The sequence below is a fragment of the Rhodococcus sp. 320_ES genome (genome assembly GCF_059691855.1).
The window spans coordinates 1,034,709-1,050,339 of record NZ_JCAWAG010000001.1; the positions used below are offsets into that span (position 1 = coordinate 1,034,709).

At 67.4% G+C, this 15,631-nt stretch carries 12 protein-coding genes; 8 read left to right on the forward strand and 4 right to left on the reverse strand.

The window, feature by feature from the left end; genetic code table 11:
- Positions 1-119 precede the first annotated feature (119 nt).
- Genes AC59JP_RS05210 through AC59JP_RS05225 form a run of 4 tightly spaced genes read left to right on the forward strand, consistent with a single transcriptional unit; the run spans position 120 to position 5,140 of the window.
- Positions 120-1,664: an amino acid permease gene (locus tag AC59JP_RS05210; protein ID WP_497324546.1), complete on the forward strand. Its 1,545-nt coding sequence runs from the start codon at positions 120-122 to the stop codon at positions 1,662-1,664.
- A gap of 1 nt (position 1,665) precedes the next feature.
- Entirely contained in the window at positions 1,666-2,502 is an 837-nt protein-coding gene (locus AC59JP_RS05215) for an urea amidolyase associated protein UAAP1 (protein ID WP_497324547.1), read from the forward strand.
- Positions 2,499-3,158, forward strand: a complete 660-nt coding sequence (locus tag AC59JP_RS05220; protein WP_497324548.1) for an urea amidolyase associated protein UAAP2 — start codon at positions 2,499-2,501, stop codon at positions 3,156-3,158. The genes AC59JP_RS05215 and AC59JP_RS05220 overlap by 4 nt, the downstream gene beginning before the upstream one ends.
- Positions 3,155-5,140 carry a 5-oxoprolinase/urea amidolyase family protein gene (locus AC59JP_RS05225; protein ID WP_497324549.1) on the forward strand — a complete coding sequence of 662 codons (1,986 nt, stop codon included), beginning with the start codon at positions 3,155-3,157 and terminating at the stop codon, positions 5,138-5,140. Before AC59JP_RS05220 ends, AC59JP_RS05225 begins: the two co-directional genes overlap by 4 nt.
- Before the next feature lie 20 nt (positions 5,141-5,160).
- Here AC59JP_RS05225 and AC59JP_RS05230 read toward each other — a convergent pair whose 3' ends face one another.
- The gene (locus AC59JP_RS05230) at positions 5,161-5,946 is read right to left on the reverse strand and encodes a Fic family protein (protein WP_497324550.1); all 786 of its coding nucleotides are present in this window, start codon (positions 5,944-5,946) and stop codon (positions 5,161-5,163) included.
- A 7-nt stretch (positions 5,947-5,953) separates the two neighbouring features.
- Positions 5,954-6,418 (reverse strand): DUF3237 family protein, encoded by a 465-nt coding sequence (locus AC59JP_RS05235; protein ID WP_497324551.1) that lies wholly within the window; start codon positions 6,416-6,418, stop codon positions 5,954-5,956.
- A gap of 66 nt (positions 6,419-6,484) precedes the next feature.
- Here AC59JP_RS05235 and AC59JP_RS05240 point away from each other — a divergent pair, with 66 nt between their 5' ends.
- Positions 6,485-7,510 (forward strand): Rv2578c family radical SAM protein, encoded by a 1,026-nt coding sequence (locus AC59JP_RS05240; protein ID WP_497324552.1) that lies wholly within the window; start codon positions 6,485-6,487, stop codon positions 7,508-7,510.
- Positions 7,511-7,522: 12 nt separating this feature from the next.
- Here AC59JP_RS05240 and AC59JP_RS05245 read toward each other — a convergent pair whose 3' ends face one another.
- The gene (locus tag AC59JP_RS05245) at positions 7,523-8,335 is read right to left on the reverse strand and encodes an MBL fold metallo-hydrolase (protein ID WP_497324553.1); all 813 of its coding nucleotides are present in this window, start codon (positions 8,333-8,335) and stop codon (positions 7,523-7,525) included.
- A complete protein-coding gene (gene ypfJ, locus AC59JP_RS05250) occupies positions 8,336-9,259 on the reverse strand; it encodes a KPN_02809 family neutral zinc metallopeptidase (RefSeq protein WP_497324554.1) in 924 nt (307 codons plus the stop codon).
- Positions 9,260-9,360: 101 nt separating this feature from the next.
- Between ypfJ and aspS the strand changes: the two genes are divergently transcribed.
- From aspS to AC59JP_RS05265, 3 genes are all read left to right on the forward strand, one after another.
- A complete protein-coding gene (gene aspS, locus AC59JP_RS05255) occupies positions 9,361-11,151 on the forward strand; it encodes an aspartate--tRNA ligase (RefSeq protein ID WP_497324555.1) in 1,791 nt (596 codons plus the stop codon).
- A 70-nt stretch (positions 11,152-11,221) separates the two neighbouring features.
- A complete protein-coding gene (locus AC59JP_RS05260; RefSeq protein ID WP_497324884.1) occupies positions 11,222-12,076 on the forward strand; it encodes a DUF389 domain-containing protein in 855 nt (284 codons plus the stop codon).
- 135 nt (positions 12,077-12,211) lie between these two features.
- Complete coding sequence (locus AC59JP_RS05265; protein WP_497324556.1) at positions 12,212-15,622, forward strand: transglutaminase family protein; 3,411 nt, start codon at positions 12,212-12,214, stop codon at positions 15,620-15,622.
- Positions 15,623-15,631: the final 9 nt, after the last annotated feature.

Genomic DNA, 15,631 nt, shown 5'->3' on the forward strand with positions numbered 1-15,631 from the left:
AACGAGTTGTTAACGAGCGCAGCCATTTCGGTCACACAGCCGACACCCGCCGCGTCCCGGATCCGGCTTAACTGTCAATTGACAGAAAATCGGTTTCCATCACGCGGGAGTTCACGTCCATGAGCGACACATTGCTACCTCCAGGCTCTCGCTCGGGAGCAACCGGTAAGGCCGACTCGGGCGACCTCGCCGACTTCGGGTACGAGCAACAGCTACACCGGTCACTGGGCCGGTACGCCTCGTTCGCGGCCGGATTCTCGTTCGTCTCCATCCTCACCACCATCTTCCAGCTGTTCGGCCTCGGTTTCGGATTCGCCGGACCGGCCTTCTTCTGGACCTGGCCGGTGGTGTTCATCGGTCAGTTCATGGTGGCGCTCAACTTCGCCGAACTGGCGGCGCGGTTCCCCATCTCCGGCGCGATCTACCAGTGGTCGCGGCGTATGGGCGGCGAGGTTGTCGGCTGGTTTGCGGGATGGTTCATGATCATCGCGCAGATCGTCACCGCCTCCGCCGCCGCGATCGCCCTCCAGGTGGTCCTTCCGTCGGTGTGGAGCGGATTCCAGTTCGTCGGTGACGACACAGCGTTGACCTCGCCGAGCGGAGCCGCGAACGCGGTCATCCTCGGATCCGTCCTGCTCGTGATCACCACCACCATCAACTGTCTCGGCGTCAACTGGATGTCGCGCATCAACAGCATCGGAGTCACCTGCGAGATCATCGGCGTCATCGCGGTCATCGGTGTGTTCTTCACCCACGCTCAGCGCGGGCCGCAGGTGGTGTTCGACACCGGCAGCGTTCCGGGCGGATCGGGATACATCGGTGCGTGGATCGTCTCGGGTCTGATGGCGGCGTACGTGATGGTCGGATTCGGCTCCGCGGGCGAACTGGCCGAGGAGACGAAGAACCCCCGACGCGTCGCTCCGCGCACCATTCGGCTCGCGCTGTCGGTGTCCGCACTCGGCGGCGGACTCATGATCATCGGTGCGCTGATGGCGGCCCCGAGCTTGACGGACGGCGAACTGGCGACTCAGGGCCTGCCTTACGTCCTGGGGGCCGTGCTGTCCTCGCCGTGGGGAACGGTCCTGCTGATCGACGTCTCCATCGCAATCCTTATCTGCACGTTGGCAATTCAGACCGCAGCGTCGCGCCTGATGTTCTCGATGGCGCGTGACGGCCGCCTACCGTTCTCCCGCGCACTCTCCACCGTCAACGGCCGCACGGGCACTCCCATCTGGCCGTCCGTGGTCATCGGTCTCGCGTGCGTCGGCATCCTCGCCGTCAACGTCGGCAACTCGGCCATCTTCACCACCCTGTCGAGCGTGTGCATCGTGCTCATCTACCTCGCGTACCTCATGGTGACCGTGCCGCTCCTCGTGCAGCGGCTGAAGGGGTGGCCGCGATCGACCACGCAGGTGGACAGCGAGGGCAAACCGCTCTTCTCGCTCGGAGTCATGGGCCTGCCGGTGAACATCCTGGCGGTCGTCTACGGCGCCGTGATGGTCGTCAACCTGTCCTGGCCGCGAGCGGAGATCTTCGACCCCGCCGCCGACATGCCGATCCTGCGCTTCGCCGCGCCCCTGACCGTTCTCGCCGTGGTGATCGTGGGAGCCCTGTGCTTCCCCCGCGGAAAGGCTCACCCCAACGCAGTCACGATCGGAGCATGACATGACAGCGACAACCACCGCCGCTCGCGAACACGCTCGCGCACAGGCAGGGTCGATCACCGACGCGATGCCGGTGGTGCCCGCCGCACAGTGGCCGTCACCGCCCGACGGCGTGGCGCCGGACCGACTGACCTGGACCGAGTCGGTGCCCGGCGGTCGATACACCAGCAAGGTGCTGGCACGCGGCACGCGCATCCGGCTGCGGGACGTGGCAGGCGCGGCCTGCGCACACCTGATGTTGTATCGAGCGGACGCACCCTGGGAGCGGCTCAACGTCGCCGACACGGTCAAGGTGCCGTGGCAGGCCTATCTCGGCAGCGGACACCCACTTCTGTCCGATCAGGGTCGAGTTCTGGCCACGGTGCTCACCGACACGTCCGGCCACCACGACGCGCTGTGCGGAACCACGACACTGCGCACCAACACCGCTCGATACGGTGCGGGGGAGGCACATTCGGCGTCGCCCGCCGGGCGAGAGCTGTTCGTTCTCGCGGCCGCCAAGAACGGACTCGAGCCGCGGGACGTACCGCCGAGCCTGTCGTTCTTTCACGGCGTGCGAGCCGAGGCCGACGGTGAACTGGTCTCGACCGGTTCCGCCGGTCCCGATACCGCCGTCGAGTTGATTCTGCATCTGTCGCTCGTCGTGGTGCTCGTCAACACCGCGCACCCGCTCGATCCGTCACCGACGTTCGACACGACGACGCTGGAGGTGATCGCGTGGGAGGCGCCCGGCGACCTCGACGCGATAAAGAACACCGATCCGGAATACCTCCGCGCGGTGGCGAACACCGAAGATGCTTGGACTGCAACGACGTTCGACAAGGAAGTGCAGCGATGACCCTCACCCTGGACGGCACCGACCTCGCCCTGGTCCCCGGAAAGGTGGTGCACGACTCGATCGCCGGTGCCCGCGCACCGTGGTCCGCCGTCGTGTCCGCCGGCGACGTCCTCACCATCGTGGACCTGCACGGCAATCAAGCCGTCGACACCCTGATCTACGGCGCCGACGACCACACGGTGCGGTACAGCTCGGCGGCAACCGTTGCCGCCCAACGCAATCTGTTTCTGGGCACGGGATCGGTGCTCCTCGACGCAGAGTCGGAACCGCTGATGACCATCGTCGCGGACGAGGTGGGCAACCACGACACCGTCGGCGGAGCGTGCTCGCAGGAATCGAACACCCTGCGTTACGGGCACCACACCAAACACCAGCACGCCTGCGTCGAGAACTTCCTGATCGAGGGCAGCCGTTGGGGGCTCGGCAAACGGGACCTGGTGCCGAACATCAACTTCTTCATGAATGTGCCGGTCGACCCCGACGGCTCCCTCGGGATCGTCGACGGACTGTCCGCACCCGGCAAACGGATCGCTCTGCGCGCCGAGACGGACGTGCTGGTACTCGTATCGAACTGCCCGCAGATCAACAACCCCTGCAACGGATTCGACCCGACGCCGGTGCGGATGATCGTCACGCGTTCGGAACCGAATTCATGAACGTGACCGTGGTCCGGCCGGGCATGATGACGACCGTTCAGGACTGGCCGGGTCGAGTCGGCTACTGGCAGGTGGGAGTGCCGCCGTCCGGTCCGATGGACGACGTGTCGTTCCGCCTCGCCAACGTGGCCGTAGGCAACGGCGAAGGGGCCTGCGGACTCGAGGCCACCATGGTCGGGCCGGCATTGCGCTTCGACTCCGAGGCAGTCGTCTGTGTCACCGGCGCCGATGCTCCGGTCACCGTCGACGGGGTCGCCGTGGACCGCTTCGCGCCGATCACGGTGCCCGCGGGCGCTGTCCTCGACGTCGGGACGGTGACCGGGTTCGGAATGCGGACGTATGTCGCGGTGCGCGGCGGACTGAACGCCGAGGAGTACCTGGGCAGCGCGGCCACCTTCACCCTGGGTAAGTTCGGCGGTCATCGGGGTCGCGTCCTGGCCGAGGGCGACGTGCTGAGCACGCATGCCGCACCCGAGAACCGGGCGGCGCAGGCCGTTCCGTCGGAACACGTTCCGGCCCTGACGAATCGGTGGGAGCTCGCGGTCACCGAAGGTCCCCACGGAGCGCCGGAATTCTTCACCCGCGCCGACATCGACACGGTTTTCGGTACCGACTACGAGGTGCATTTCAATTCCGACCGCACCGGAGTTCGCCTGATCGGACCTCGCCCGGACTGGGCGCGCACCGACGGTGGGGAGGCGGGCCTGCATCCGTCGAACATTCACGACAACGCGTATTCGGTGGGGGCACTGGACTTCACCGGCGACACGCCCATCCTGCTCGGGCCGGACGGGCCGAGCCTCGGCGGTTTCGTCTGCCCGGTGACGGTCGTCGCCGCGGAGCGGTGGAAACTGGGCCAGCTTCGCCCCGGTGACTCGGTGCGGTTCGTGGCTGTCGAACAGGCACACGCGGCGTCTCCCTCCTCGCTCGGACGTGAGCGCCGTGCGTCCTCGCCTGCCGTGTTCTCCCGCGGCGGAGACGGCGACGACGGCGTGGTCGGGCGACGTGACGCTGCCACGGCGGTGACGTACCGGCGGTCCGGTGACGACAACATTCTCGTCGAATACGGCTCGATGACACTCGATCTCGCCTTGCGAGCGCGCGTGCATGCGCTGCACCGCTCCATCGAGGACGCGGCGCCGCGGGGGCTGCGTGACCTGACGCCGGGCATCCGTTCGCTGCAGATCAAGTTCGACCCGGACGTGTTGTCGGCGCGGTCGTTGCTCGACCTGCTCGGCGAGGCGGAGGACGCACTGCCCGACACCTCCGAGTTGTCGGTACCGTCGCGAACCGTCCGCCTTCCGCTGTCCTGGGACGATCCGTCCACCCGAGAGGCGACCGAGCGATACATGCACGGTGTGCGCGCCGACGCCCCGTGGTGCCCCTGGAACATCGAGTTCATCAGGCGGATGAACGGGCTCGACACCGTCGACGACGTGTACGACACCGTGTTCGCAGCCGAGTACATGGTTCTCGGCCTGGGAGACGTGTATCTCGGTGCGCCGGTGGCCACTCCGCTCGATCCGCGGCACCGACTGGTGACGACCAAGTACAACCCGGCCCGCACGTGGACGCCGGAGAACGCCGTGGGAATCGGCGGCGCGTACCTCTGCATCTACGGCATGGAGGGGCCGGGTGGGTACCAGTTCGTCGGTCGCACCACGCAGGTCTGGAACCACCGGTTCCCCTCCGCCGTACCGGGTTTCGAGGACGGCAGCCCGTGGCTGCTGCGCTTCTTCGACCGGATCTCGTGGTATCCGGTGAGCAACGAGGAACTGTTGGACATGCGCGCCGACCTGGCGGCCGGGCGCGGCGCCGGCGTCGAGATCACGGACGGTCGGTTCGCGCTCGCCGAGCACGAATCGTTCCTCGAATCGAACGCCGAGTCCATCGCACTGTTCCGCAAGGGTCAGGCCGAGGCCTTCGGTACCGAGCGAGACGCGTGGTCGGCCGCCGGCGAGTTCGCCACTGCCGGAGGCTGATCAACTCTGCCGGAAGCTGATCAGTCGCGGGGCTGCACCACGGTTCGGAAGATGGGCAGGAACGGCCGGGGCGACGGCGTGCCGCTCGGCCGCAGCGGTGCGGAATCGATCGACGCCGCAATCCATTCCGCGCGGTCGGTGCGGCTGTAGTCGAGGTGGAACGCGCTCTCGCGCGCCAGCTCGCAGAGGAAGGCGCGCCCGGCCCGGCCGTTGCCGTCGCGGAACGGATGGGCCTGGTTCATCACGGCGTAGAGGGCGCTGCACAGGTACGCCATGGACCCTCGGTCGAGTTCGTCCCACCGTGCGCTGTCCACGAGCGCGTTGATCTCGTCGAAGTATCCCGCGATGCGGCCGACCGGGGCGAACTTCGTTCCGTTCTTCGCCAGCTGGACGGTCCGTACCGATCCGGCCCAGGAGTACATGTCGCCGAACAGATGGCGGTGTGTACCCAGCAGACCGCGCGCCGTGCGCGGAACGGATGCGGCACGCCCCAGGTGCAACTCGCATGTGCGACCTGCGGCGAGAACGAACTCGACGCGATGTGCTGCGTCCGCGTCGACGATCCCGAAACGGTTGCGCAGCACCGTGCTTCCGGGGACGGTGTAGCCGCTACGGCGCAGCGAACCGAACGATCGACGCGTCGCGGTGCGGCCACCCTGTCCGGCAACCGTCCGATCGACGACTGCGTCGAACGCGATACTGCCGGTCGCGAGGGCGTTCACCGTCGTGACGTCGTCGGCCGCCGGGTTCCACCCCTCGAGGCGCGCACTCGCGAGGGCGCACCGTACTGCGGAGGCGGCGTCCACCGCGCGCTTACGTGACGAGGAACGCGGCCAGGACCACGGACTGCGTGTCCTGCGCGCCCGACGTCACCAGAAGCGCTCGGTTGAGGTACACCAGTTCACGCACCGCCGTGGTCACCTCGAGTGTGCCCCGGAAGTAGTAGAGCGCGGGATCGACCGTCTGACCTTCGTCCACGGCGGCAGTGACCTCCGCGGAGCCGAATCGAAACCCGCTGCAGCGCATGCGAACCAGGCCGCCCGTCATCTCCACCACGAAGTCCGCCGCGTACGTCGTCGACCCGTCCGCCCTCGTGGTGCGGACGTCGACTCCACCGGGCAGGATGCGGCCCGAGATGCCGGGCCCGTCGACGGTTCCCCCTGTCACCGGAACGACCACCTCGGCGCCGGCGGGGGAGTCGCCGATGTCGCGAACGTCCCCCGTCTCGATCACCAGGGTGAGGAGGGGCTCGAGCGTCGGCAGGGTGGGTGCGGTCACGACAGTCAGGTTATCGGGTACCGGACCGGCTTGACACCGACTAGAACAGATGTTCGACTGTGACGCATGAGGTGGCAGGGGCAGTCGCTCGAAGCGCAGGACGGTGCGCTGCCCGGTCTGGAACGCGCGGGCCTGGTCCGCACGGTGCAGACTCCGGAGTTCGATGGCATCACCTTCCACGAGGTCCTGTGCAAGAGCGCGCTGAACAAGTTGCCCGAGGACTCGTCGATGCCCTTCCGGTGGACGATCAACCCGATGCGCGGCTGCTCGCACGCCTGTCGCTACTGCTTCGCGCGACCCACCCACGAATATCTCGATCTCGATGCGGGACGGGATTTCGATTCCCAGATCGTCGTGAAGACGAACGTCGCGGCCGTCCTGCGCAAGGAGTTGGCCAAGGCGTCGTGGAAGCGTGAACCGGTAGCGCTGGGCACCAACACGGATCCCTATCAGCGGGCCGAGGGCCGATACCGGTTGATGCCGGGCATCATTCGCGCACTGACCGAGTCCGGCACATCCTTCTCGATCCTCACCAAGGGGACACTGATCCGACGCGATCTGCCCCTGCTCTCGCTCGCCGCGACCAAGGTGAACGTCCAGGTGAGTGTGAGCCTGGCGTTCCACGACGTCGATCTGCAGAAATCCCTCGAACCAGGCGCGCCGTCCCCGCGGGCGCGGCTCGATCTGATTCGCGCGATCACCGATGCGGGACTGTCCTGCAATGTTCTGGTGGCGCCGGTGATTCCGTTCCTCACCGATTCCGCCAAACATCTCGACACGTTGATCGGGGCCATCGAGGACGCCGGCGCCACGGGAGTGTCGGCCATGCCCATGCATCTGCGCGGAAGCACCCGCGAATGGTTCATGAGCTGGCTGGCCGACGAGCACCCCGCGCTCGTGCGGCGCTATCGGCAGCTGTACGGCCGCGGTGCCTACGTCAGCCCGGAATACAAGAACTGGCTGCGCGACAAGGTGACCCCTCTGCTCGAGAAGCGCGCACTGACCGACCTGGACCCGGTCGGCGCCCGCGCCGTTCACGATCTGCCGCGGCCGGTCACCCCGACCGCGGAGCCCGCACTGACTCTGTTCTGAAAGCTCGCTGTTCTAGAGCGTGAGCCCGAGATGCTCGAGGTACCGGCGGGCCGAGCGGGTCACGGCACGCTTGGCGTCGGTGGGCACCACGCGTCCCCACCACGCACCGTAGATCGTCTCGAAGTCGAACGGCGCCAACAGCTCCACCGTCCGCCGCACGGTGTCGGGATGCTCGGGAACGAGGTTCGGATAGCTGTACATGAAGCTCACCCACCGGTGATCGGCCACCACCTGAACGATGTCACCGGTGCACAGAGCGCCCCGTCCGTCGATGCCTGGCCAGTGCAGAACGGACCCTCCGGCGAAGTGAACCCGAGGATTGACCAGCGTGCGTCCAGGGAGGATCTCGGTGGTGTCGCCGTCCCACAGGCGGGTGTTCCCGGACGCCCTGATCCACTGCTCGTCGGCCGAGTGCAGGTAGATCGGTACACCGCCGAACGCTTCGCTCCACTCGACCATCGAGCTGTAGTAGTGCGGGTGCGAGATGGCGATCGCGGCGAGACCGCCGAGCTCGTTCACGCGGTCCACCGTGGGGCCGTCGACCAGGGAGACGCAGTCCCACAACAGGTTTCCGCCTTCGCCCGGCACGATCAGTGCGCGTTGCGCGATGGCGAACGACGGCTCCGTCCCGACTCCCCAGAGCCCGGGCGACTCCTCCCGAATCACGTTGACGTGATCGGACGCGAGATCCGTCATCGTCGTCCACTGCTGACCGTCGTACCCGACGTACTGCCTGTCGTCCGAGCAGACGGCGCAGTCGTCGGGATCGAACCGGTCGAGGTCGACGGCCACGCCACAGGTGACGCAGATCGGGCGGTCGGCCACTTAACGGACGCCCTGCAGACCGGCCGGGTTGTCGAGGTCCCGCGCGCTGTAGGTGTCGCACGCGGACACCTGGCCGGTGCGATACCCGGTGAGGAACCAGTTCTGCCGCTGCTGCGACGAGCCGTGGGTCCAGCCTTCCGGACTCACTCGGCCCGTCGACGCCTTCTGAATGCGGTCGTCGCCCACCGACGACGCCGCCGACAAAGCGTCGGAGATGTCCTGGTCGGTCAGGGGGTCGAGCAGTGGCTCGCTGCTCCCGGGCGCTGGCTGCTTGTCGGCGTAGTTCGCCCAGATTCCGGCGTAGCAGTCGGCCTGCAATTCCGTTCGGACAGAACCCGATTCAGGACCGCTGGGGTCGTTCTGGGCCCGACCGATGTCGCCGAGCTGGTTCTGGATGTGGTGGCCCACCTCGTGGGCGACCACGTACTCCTGCGCCAGCGGTCCGCCGCTGGACCCGAAGCGGTCGACGAGAACCTGGAAGAAGCTGGTGTCGAAGTAGGCCGTGGAATCGGCGGGACAGTAGAACGGGCCGACCTCGCTGCTCGCCTGACCGCATCCGGTGTTCACCGCGCCGGAGAACAACTGCACCTCCGGTTGCACGTACGCCGTTCCGGTCTGCGGTTGCAGCTGAGCGCCCCACACCTGATCGAGACTGTTGACGGTCGCCGCCACACGGCAGTCCACGTCGGCGTTGGCCTGCGCGCCCGTGTCGCACCCGGTGATGGCGCCCGCCTGGCTCGACGACGGGGCGTCGGAAGTGCCGCCGCCCGTCAGAGTGCTGGGATCGACGCCGAGGACGAGCGCGATCACCACGATGATGAGCCCGCCGGCGCCACCACCGATCGCGAGCTTGCCGCCCCGCCCACCGCCTCCGCTGCGCGAAACCCGGCTGGAATCGATACGAGCGTTGTCGTCGAACGTCATGACGGACAGCTTTGCATGTGAGTCGGCAACCGTCTTCGGATCCCGGTGGACGCGCTCCGTAGGATTGGCGCGAAAACATTTACTGTCACGGAAGGAATCCTGTGCTGCGCACGCACCTCGCCGGTTCGCTACGAGCCGAGCACGCCGATCACGAAGTCACTCTGACCGGGTGGGTAGCCCGGCGCCGTGACCACGGCGGGGTGATCTTCATCGATCTCCGGGACGCGTCGGGTGTCGCGCAGGCCGTGTTCCGCGAAGGAGTCGCCGCCGAGCAGGCCCACCGTCTGCGGTCGGAGTTCTGCGTCAAGATCACCGGCACCGTCGAGTTGCGACCCGAAGGCAACCAGAACTACGAGATCGCCACCGGAGCGGTCGAGGTCAACGTGAGCGCGCTCGAGGTGCTCGGTGAGAGTGCGGCCCTGCCGTTCCAGCTCGACGAAACCCCCGGCGAAGAAGCTCGTCTGAAGTACCGCTATCTCGATCTGCGTCGAGCGGGCCCGGGACACGCAATTCGGTTGCGCTCCAAGGTGAACGCAGCTGCCCGCGCGGTGCTGGCGCACCACGAGTTCGTCGAGGTCGAGACCCCGACGCTCACGCGCTCCACCCCGGAGGGTGCCCGCGACTTCCTGGTTCCGGCTCGGCTGCAGCCGGGCAGCTTCTACGCGCTGCCGCAGAGCCCGCAGCTGTTCAAGCAGCTCCTGATGGTCGGCGGAATCGAGCGGTACTACCAGATCGCACGGTGCTACCGCGACGAGGATTTCCGGGCCGATCGCCAGCCCGAGTTCACTCAGCTCGACGTCGAGATGAGCTTCGTGACGCAGGACGACGTCATCGTCCTCGCCGAGGAGATTCTCACCTCGCTGTGGAACCTGATCGGCCACGAGATCACCGCACCGATTCCGCGCATGACCTACGCCGAGGCGATGCGTCGCTACGGATCCGACAAGCCGGATCTGCGGTTCGGGGTGGAACTCGTCGAGTGCACCGAATACTTCGCGCAGACTTCGTTCCGCGTGTTCCAGGCGCCGTACGTCGGCGCCGTCGTCATGCCCGGCGGTGCGTCGCAGCCTCGACGCCAGCTCGACGCGTGGCAGGAGTGGGCCAAGCAGCGCGGCGCGAAGGGGCTGGCGTACGTACTGGTCCAGGAGGACGGCACGCTCGGCGGCCCCGTCGCCAAGAACCTGTCCGACGCCGAGCGCGACGGACTCGCCGCTCACGTCGGAGCCCAGCCCGGTGACTGTGTCTTCTTCGCGGCAGGCCCGGTCAAGGCGCAGCGAGCGCTGCTCGGCGCTGCCCGCGGCGAGATCGCCAAAAAGCAGGGGCTGATCGACGAGAACGAGTGGGCGTTCGTCTGGATCGTCGACGCACCGCTGTTCGAGCCGACGTCGGACGCCACCGCCAGCGGCGACGTGGCCGTCGGCTCCGGATCGTGGACGGCGGTGCACCACGCGTTCACCTCGCCCAAGCCCGAATCCATGGACACCTTCGACACCGATCCCGGATCGGCACTCGCCTACGCCTACGACATCGTCTGCAACGGCAACGAGATCGGCGGCGGCAGTATTCGAATCCACCGCAAGGACATTCAGGAACGCGTCTTCGCCGTCATGGGAATCGACGAGGCCGAGGCACAGGAGAAGTTCGGCTTCCTGCTCGACGCGTTCGCCTTCGGCGCCCCGCCGCACGGCGGCATCGCGTTCGGGTGGGATCGCATCACGGCGCTGCTCGCCGGCGTCGACTCCATTCGTGAGGTGATCGCCTTCCCGAAGTCCGGTGGCGGCGTGGACCCGCTGACGGACGCACCGGCCCCGATCACGCCGCAGCAGCGCAAGGAGTCGGGCATCGACGCCACACCGCCGAAGAAGGACGAGGCCGGGAAGAAGGACGAGTAATCCGGTGGCCGCGGTGCAGCGCATCCGCGTGGCGACGCCCAGCGACACGACCGACGAAGTCGTGGCGGCCATGCGGAACTGCGTCGGCGTCGCGCACCTGACGCTGTACCCCGGCGCAGCGCTCGAACCCGAGGGCGACGTCGTCGAAGCCGACGTCACGCGGGAAAGCTCCAACGAGGTGCTGGACGCGCTGCACGGCCTGGGTCTCGTGCAGACCGGAGCGATCACGGTGACGTCGATCGACGCGACCCTGTCGGACCGGGCCGACCGAGCCGAGCGCGCCGCGCCGGGTGACCCCGACGACGCCATCGTCTGGGACGAGCTGCTCGTCCGCACCAAGGAGGAGTCGACCCTCAACGTCACCTTCGCGTCGTTTCTCACCATCGCGTGCCTGCTGGCCGCGGTCGGCGTCATCACCGATTCGCCGGTCACGATCGTCGGCGCGATGGTGGTGGGGCCCGAGTTCGGACCACTCGCCGCACTGGCGGTGGGGCTCGTTCTGCGTCGACCTCGGCTGATCAAGCGCTCGTCGATCGCACTCCTGGTCGGGTTTCCGCTCGCGATGGGAGTCACCGCGGTCGGGGCATTGCTGGCGGAGGCCTTCGGCTGGTTCGAGATCGGCACCATCGACAGCATCGATCAGGTCGACTTCATCTACCAGGTGGGACCGGCGTCGTTCGTGGTCGCGATCCTCGCCGGCGCGGCGGGAATGCTCGCGTTGCTCTCGGCGAAGTCTGCTGCGCTGGTCGGCGTCTTCATTTCGGTGACCACGGTGCCCGCCGCCGGATTCGCGGTGGTGGCCGCGATGGTGGGGTCGTGGCGCATCGCCGCGTTGTCGGTGGGGCAGTTGGCGATCAACCTGGTGGGAATCGTGTTCGCCGCCTCGGTCGTCCTGATGATCCGGCGCCGGGCGACCACATCGTGAGGTAGGGCACACCACCGGGGTCCCAGCGGGTCCGTGTCGGTGCGCGCTCCGGTGCTCCCGGCTCTAGAGTTGTGGCTTCAGCGAACCGGCCGACGAGCCGATTTCGGAACTGCTGCACGAGGAGTTGATCGTCCGGTGGGGATCAAGGTAGCGCTGGAGCACCGCACCAGTTACCAGTTCGACCGCTTCACCAAGGTGTATCCGCACGAGATCCGTCTGCGTCCGGCGCCGCACGCGAGGACGCCCATCGAGGCCTACTCGCTGACGATCGAACCGGCCGAGCACTTCGTGAACTGGCAGCAGGACGTCTTCGGCAACTTCCTTGCGCGCGTGGTGTTCCCCGAACGCACGAACCATCTGTCGATCACCGTCGGCCTGGTGGCCGATCTCGAGGCCATCAACCCGCTGGACTTCTTCGTCGAGGACTGGGCCGAGCACTTCGGATTCGAGTACAAGAAGGAAGACCTGCCCGACCTCGAGCCCTACCTGCGTTCGGTCGACGAAGGCGAGGAAGGGTCCGGACCGGGTGTTCTGGTCACGCAGTGGGTGGAGAAGATGCGGGCCGCGGTCCGCGAGCGCGGCGAGATCAGAACCATCGAGTTCCTGGCGATGGTCAACCGGGCCGTGATGGGCGACGTGGCGTACTCGGTCCGAATGGAGCCGGGTGTGCAGACACCCGACCACACGCTGCGCACCGCCATCGGATCGTGCCGCGACTCGGCGTGGCTGTTGGTGTCGATCCTGCGTGAGATGGGCCTCGCGGCTCGCTTCGTCTCCGGTTACCTGGTTCAGCTCAGTCAGGACATCGCCTCGCTCGAAGGCGGAAGCGGACCGGTCGAGGACTTCACCGACCTGCACGCCTGGTGCGAGGTGTATCTGCCCGGGGCCGGTTGGGTCGGCATGGATCCGACGTCCGGGCTGTTCGCGGGGGAGGGGCACATCCCTCTCTCGGCCACACCCCACCCGTCGACTGCCGCCGCCATCACCGGGGCGGTCGGCAAGTGCAAGGCGGAGCTCGATTTCTCCAACACCGTCGTCCGTGTCCACGAGGATCCGCGCACGACACTTCCGTACACCGACGAGCAGTGGGACGCGATCGAGACCGCCGGCCTCGAGATCGACGAGCGGATCGAGAAGCAGCAGATTCTGCTCACCATGGGCGGTGAGCCCACCTTCGTGGCGATCGACAACCCGAGTGCGCCGGAATGGAACACCGACGCGGACGGCCCACACAAGCGCGAACTGGCGAGCGTGTTGGCCGAGCGGCTGCGGACCATCTACGCCCCGGACGGAATGGTCCAACGCAGCCAGGGCAAGTGGTATCCGGGAGAACCGTTGCCGCGCTGGCAGATCGGGCTGTTCTGGCGAACCGACGGCGAAAGTCTGTGGCACGACGACACGTTGATCGCCGATCCCTGGTTACCGGCCGATCGCACGAAGCCGGCCACCGAGCCGGCAAAAGCGCGCGAGTTGGTCGAGGCACTCGTCGAGGACTTCGGTTTCCCGGCGAAGCAGGCTCGTCCGGCGTTCGAAGACCCTCTCGCGCACCTGCTGTCACTGCTCAAGAAGCCGGACGGCGAACCGCCGGCCGCCGAGGGGCAGGACGACATCGAACCGGGTACCGACACTCGCGACGCCCGCAAGGCGCTGCTGGCCAAGCTCGACGCCAGCACCGACGAGCCCGCCGCGTTCGTGTTGCCCATCCACCGCACCGACGACGGTGCGGGCTGGGCGAGCGCCGACTGGCGACTGCGACGCGGCCGAATCGTGTTGTTGGAGGGCGACTCTCCGGCGGGCCTGCGCCTTCCGCTCGACGCGATCTCCTGGAAGGCGAAGCGGCTCGAGAACCCGGCAGACCCCATCGTCGAGCGCGGGCCGTTGCCGACGCCGCGGCAACTGCGCGCCGCCCCGCGCACGCACTTCGGTCTGGCGGACAGCGTCTCGCCGATGACGGCGGCTCCGGAGCCCGGCGACAACCCGGTCACCGCCCTGGTGTCCGAGGTGCGCGACGGCATCCTGCACGTGTTCCTGCCGCCCATCGACGAACTCGACGACTTCGTCGACGTCGTCTCTCGCATCGAATCGGCGGCGTCGAGTATCGAGACTCCCGTGGTCATCGAGGGCTACGGCCCGCCGAACGATCCGAGAATCCAAACTCTCACCGTGACACCGGATCCCGGCGTCATCGAGGTCAACGTTCAACCGACCGCGTCGTGGGCCGAGCAGAACGATCTCATGCAGACGCTCTATCGCGAGGCACGCCAGTCGCGGCTGAGCACGGAGGCGTTCGACAACGACGGCACCGGGCGCGGAACCGGTGGCGGCAACCACATCACCCTCGGTGGTGCCACGCCCCGCGAGTCACCGCTGTTGCGGCGTCCGGATCTGCTGGTGTCGATGCTGACGCAATGGCAGCGGCACCCGTCGCTGTCGTACCTCTTCTCGGGTCGGTTCATCGGTCCGACGTCGCAGGCACCGCGATTCGACGAAGGTCGCCCGGAGTCGCTGTACGAGATGGAGATCGCCTTCGGCGAGATCGCTCGCCGCACCGCCGAGGTGCGCACACCCGCGGACCCCGACGCAGCGCCCGCGCCCTGGGTGGTCGACCGCGCACTGCGGCACCTGCTGACCGACCTCACCGGCAACACGCACCGCGCGGAGTTCTGCATCGACAAGATGTACAGCCCCGATTCCTCGCGTGGCCGCCTCGGACTGCTCGAGCTTCGCGGGTTCGAGATGCCGCCGCACCACCAGATGGCCATGGTGCAGTCGCTACTCGTGCGGTCGATGGTCTCGCGCTTCTGGGACGAGCCGCTGAAGGCTCCGCTGATCCGGCACGGTGAGAACCTCCACGGCCGATACCTGTTGCCGCACTTCGTGATCGCGGACATTGCGCGGGTCGTCGACGATCTGCGAGATCACGGCATCGAGTTCGACACCAGTTGGCTCGACCCGTTCACCGAATTCCGGTTCCCCCGCATCGGAACCACGGTGGTGGCCGACGCCGAGATCGAACTGCGGGGGGCGATCGAGCCCTGGAACACGCTCGGCGAGGAATCGACGTCCGGCGGCACGGCGCGCTACGTCGACTCCTCCGTCGAGCGCATCCAGGTCTCCGTGACCGGAGCCGATCCCGGCCGATTCATGTTGACCTGCAATGGCACACCCGTGCCGCTGATGCGGACCGGCAAGGCCGACGTTCAGGTGGCCGGCGTCCGCTACCGCGCGTGGCAACCGCCCAGCGCACTGCACCCGAGCATCGAGGTGCAGTCACCCCTGCACTTCGATCTGATCGAGAAGCAGTCGCAGCGGTCCCTCGGCGGATGCGCGTATCACGTGGTGCACCCCGGCGGACGGTCCTACGATGCGCCGCCCGTCAATGCCGTCGAGGCCGAATCGCGTCGCGGCGGACGGTTCGAAGAGGGTGGGTTCACGACCGGCCGCATCGACCTGGGTAAGTTACTCGAGAAGCAAGCGCGCCTTGCCGCCGATGTCAGCGCGCCAGGGCTCCTCGACCTCCGTCGAACCGGATCGTTCCTGGCGTAAGGCACGACG

What these genes read in the sequence shown, in the direction of transcription:
- AC59JP_RS05210 (WP_497324546.1), top strand. Translation starts at nt 120, where the DNA reads ATGAGCGACACATTGCTACCTCCAGGCTCTCGCTCGGGAGCAACCGGT.
- AC59JP_RS05220 (WP_497324548.1), top strand. Translation starts at nt 2,499, where the DNA reads ATGACCCTCACCCTGGACGGCACCGACCTCGCCCTGGTCCCCGGAAAG.
- AC59JP_RS05260 (WP_497324884.1), top strand. Translation starts at nt 11,222, where the DNA reads ATGCGGAACTGCGTCGGCGTCGCGCACCTGACGCTGTACCCCGGCGCA.
- AC59JP_RS05240 (WP_497324552.1), top strand. Translation starts at nt 6,485, where the DNA reads ATGAGGTGGCAGGGGCAGTCGCTCGAAGCGCAGGACGGTGCGCTGCCC.
- AC59JP_RS05225 (WP_497324549.1), top strand. Translation starts at nt 3,155, where the DNA reads ATGAACGTGACCGTGGTCCGGCCGGGCATGATGACGACCGTTCAGGAC.
- ypfJ (WP_497324554.1), bottom strand. Translation starts at nt 9,259, where the DNA reads ATGACGTTCGACGACAACGCTCGTATCGATTCCAGCCGGGTTTCGCGC.
- AC59JP_RS05215 (WP_497324547.1), top strand. Translation starts at nt 1,666, where the DNA reads ATGACAGCGACAACCACCGCCGCTCGCGAACACGCTCGCGCACAGGCA.